The organism is Pontibacterium sp., assembly GCF_041587635.1.
GTDB lineage: Bacteria > Pseudomonadota > Gammaproteobacteria > Pseudomonadales > Balneatricaceae > Pontibacterium.
In genome coordinates this window covers 1-3517 of the sequence record NZ_JBFGYC010000432.1, presented here as the reverse complement: position 1 = coordinate 3517, position 3517 = coordinate 1, and the positions used below count along the sequence as shown (strand labels likewise).

Sequence of the window (3517 nt, the reverse complement as noted above, 5' to 3'; positions counted from 1 at the left end):
GATGACCGTCCATAACTACATATAGTATCGGATGGTCCTAGAGACCCGTGTATTTGAGTGTGTTAAATAAAAAGGCAGTGCCGGCAGTCAGTGAATCTGCGGTACTGCCTTTTTGTTATCTGTGTTCAGGGATAAAATAGGTACAAACATTCCGGTCTCTGGTCAAAGGCGTGTCGTGAGGCAGGAAACAATGGATCGAGTTCAAGAGGTCGATGAATGTCTGAAGTAACAAAAGTCGCGGTATTGGGTGGTGGTAGTTTTGGTACCATTATCGCGAATATGGTCGCGGAGAATGGAATCCAGGTAAGCCATTGGATGCGCGATCAGAAACGTGTTGATGAGATCGCAACGGGTCGTGAAAATACGCGTTATCTCCCGGGTTATAAGTTGGCAGAAGGCCTGCTGCCAACGACGGATATGCAGGAAGCGGTGACCGGCGCACAGCTTATTTTTGTTTCTATCCCAAGCCACTCGTTCCGATCGGTCGTCAAACAGGCGCGAGAATGGTTGACGCCATCTCAAATGTTAGTCAGCACCACGAAAGGTATTGAAGCGGAAACCTTTAGTTTAATGAGCGAAATTCTTCGCGATGAGCTACCGAAAGGCCGCATTGGCGTCTTGAGTGGTCCTAATCTGGCGAAAGAAGTTGCTCAGCGGCAGCTAACCGCTACAGTGATCGCCAGTGATGATAATGAATTGCGTGAGCTTGCGCAGAAAGTACTGCATAGCGCGTATTTTCGTGTGTATGCCAGCGACGACACTTACGGTGTGGAGTTAGGCGGAACGCTCAAAAATATCTACGCTATTGCGGCGGGTCTCAGTGCAGCAATGGGAATGGGCGAGAACACCAAAAGTATGCTGATGACCCGCAGCCTGGCAGAGATGAGTCGATTTGCAGTCTGTATGGGTGCCAATCCTATGACCTTTATCGGCTTGGCGGGGGTAGGAGATCTTATCGTAACCTGTATGTCGCCACTGAGCCGGAATTATCGCGTTGGATATGCCCTTGGTGAGGGCAAAACACTGGATGAGGCGGTTGAGTCTTTAGGTCAGGTTGCTGAAGGTGTGAATACCTTAAAGCAGGTGAAGACTAAAGCGCAGGAGATGGACGTGTATATGCCGCTGGTATGGGGTTTGTACGAAGTGGTATTCAATCATGCTCCCGTTGCTGAAGTTGTAAAAACACTGATGCTGAATGAGCAAAGTACCGATGTGGAATTTGTATTGCCCAGGGATGCGGTGTGAAAGTCTACTTCATGCGTCATGGGGAAGCCTCATGGAATGCCTCAAGTGACGCGGATCGCCCGTTAACAGACAACGGTATTGTTCGTTTGCAGGCTACGCTTCGGGCGAATGTTGAGCGCATGCAGGATGTTGAACATATTCTGCACAGTCCCTATTTGCGTGCAGTTCAGACGGCCCGGCTCGCTGCTGATGTTTTGGCGGTTAAATCGCTCTCCGAGGATGCGCGCTGGACACCTGATTGCGATCCTCATCAGGCGCTGGATATGCTGGAATCTTTTTCAGATAGGACGATACTGATTGTCACGCATAATCCACTGGTCAGCCAGTTGGTCGGGGGCTTTTGTGGTACCGGTATTGAGCCTTTTGATACCGGTACGCTGGCGTGTGTTGAAGCGGAATTGCCTGCAATGGGTCTGGGAACGCTGCGCTGGAAATCCTGATCTAAGGGTTTTTTCTGATACTTGGTGTTATATCCTTCCCGAACCGAATTTTTATTTTTCTCTCTCTGACGTTCCCCTGTTTTTGCGTTATGCTTTTCAAATCAGTTAATTGCAGGGATTTTGCGTGTCATATTCTGAAGAACTTCGCTTTGAGGTGAACGGTCATGTCATTGCCGGATTAGCAAGTGGTGATCCGGATGCACCGGTCGTACTTGCTTTGCACGGGTGGCTTGATAATGCGGCAACCTATAACCGTATGGGGCCGTTGCTCGAAGGTGTGCGGTTTATTGCGCTGGATTTGATGGGGCATGGTTTTTCTGATCATCGACCTGCCTCTATGCCGTATTACATTTGGGATAACGTGGCGGATGTGATCGCGATCGCAGATGAGTTGGGGTTGGATAAGCTTAACCTCATCGGGCATTCAATGGGGGCCAGTATTGCCAGTTTGTTAGCGGGTGCATTTCCAGAGCGGGTTGAAAAGCTCTGCCTGATAGAGGGTATTGCGCCGTTGGTGTATGAGGCGGATAAGTTGCCGGAACTTATGGCTGAGGCGTTAAACAAGCGCAGCAAAATGCGGAACCGACGACTCAAGCCTTACGCATCACTCGATGAGGCTGTCACTGCTCGGGTCAATGGGCGTTTTCCTGTGAGCGAGCAGGCATCGCGCTGGTTGGTCAGTCGCGGTGCTGTACGCGGTGAAGATGGTGTTTACTGGCGTAACGACCCAAGTTTGGTTTTGCCATCTATACTGCGCATGACGGAAGATCAGGTTCAGGCGTTTTTGCGTAGTATCAGTGCAGACGTTGATTTAGTGCTTGGTGAAGCTGGCTTGGATCTGGATCGATTGGATGAGCGTGTTGCTTGTATCCGGTCGCTAAAAATACACCGTTTTCCAGGTAATCATCATCTACACCTTGAGCCCGAAGCGGCGCAGTTGATTGCGGATCTTGTGAAAGGTTGGTGTGTGGATAAATGACCTGACCCCTGCGGTCTAACAGGGTGTTGTTATGCATGGAGGTTTCGATGTTACGTTGGCTGCCATTTCTGGCTGTACTACTGATTTCATCTGTTCAGGCTCAAACTGATCGAAGAGGATCGTCGGATGACCCGTCAGTTGAGCGTTTTCCACGGTCCTATATCGTTAATTATCGGCAAAGCAAAATACCAGAATATCGCCTCATTCTTGGGGGGCTGCAAAAAGTTGATGGTGTGGTGCGCACTGAGCGTGAGTTGCGTGTGGCGGGAGATCTGACGCGTATCACTTATCGTATCCCTGATGGTCACACATCGTCGGAGCCTTTTAAGTATCTTAGAGGTCAGCTCATGGCTAAAGGGGCGGAGGTCCTGTTTGAATGTCAGGGGCGACACTGCGGTAGTAGTAACTACTGGGCCAATTCTATATTTCGTTACTCTAAGCTTTATGGTGTAGATCCAACGCAGCATTACCTCGTTGCTCAGTTGGGGCAGAGCTATTTCGTCATCTATACTGTCATTCGAGGCAATAAGCGGGTTTATGCTCATCTTGAAGTGCTCGAAGGGCAGCAGAGAGACCTCACAGAGGCCCTTATTGGGCAAGGTTATGCTCAGGTGCCTCCCAATGGGGAGCTGCCCCAGTCTCTATTCGATTATCTGGAGCAAAACCCGCAACTAAAGATCTGGCTGGTTGGCTTTGATCGGAAGGACGGCGACGTGGATGACATCATCGAGCGTTCCGAAGGTCAGGCGAGACAGGTAAAGCAAGTGCTACAACAGCAGGTGGATGCAGATCGTATCCGGATATTTGGTGTTGGGCCGCTAGCTCCACTCATGATGAAAGCAGGTGAAGCGGG

Annotated in this window: 4 protein-coding genes; all 4 read left to right on the top strand. The window is 50.1% G+C overall.

The window, feature by feature from the left end:
• The first annotated feature begins 216 nt into the window (after positions 1-216).
• Entirely contained in the window at positions 217-1245 is a 1029-nt protein-coding gene (locus tag ABYW01_RS16930) for an NAD(P)H-dependent glycerol-3-phosphate dehydrogenase (protein ID WP_372834975.1), read from the top strand.
• Complete coding sequence (sixA, locus tag ABYW01_RS16925; protein WP_372834973.1) at positions 1242-1685, top strand: phosphohistidine phosphatase SixA; 444 nt, start codon at positions 1242-1244, stop codon at positions 1683-1685. The genes ABYW01_RS16930 and sixA overlap by 4 nt, the downstream gene beginning before the upstream one ends.
• Positions 1686-1809: 124 nt before the next feature.
• On the top strand, positions 1810-2664 hold the full coding sequence (locus ABYW01_RS16920; protein WP_372834970.1) for an alpha/beta fold hydrolase: 855 nt from the start codon (positions 1810-1812) through the stop codon (positions 2662-2664).
• 47 nt (positions 2665-2711) lie between these two features.
• On the top strand, positions 2712-3517 hold an 806-nt coding region (locus ABYW01_RS16915; protein WP_372834967.1), incomplete at its 3' end, for a DUF4892 domain-containing protein.

Coding starts and splice junctions, on each gene's coding strand:
- ABYW01_RS16930 (WP_372834975.1), top strand. CDS start 217: ATGTCTGAAGTAACAAAAGTCGCGGTATTGGGTGGTGGTAGTTTTGGT.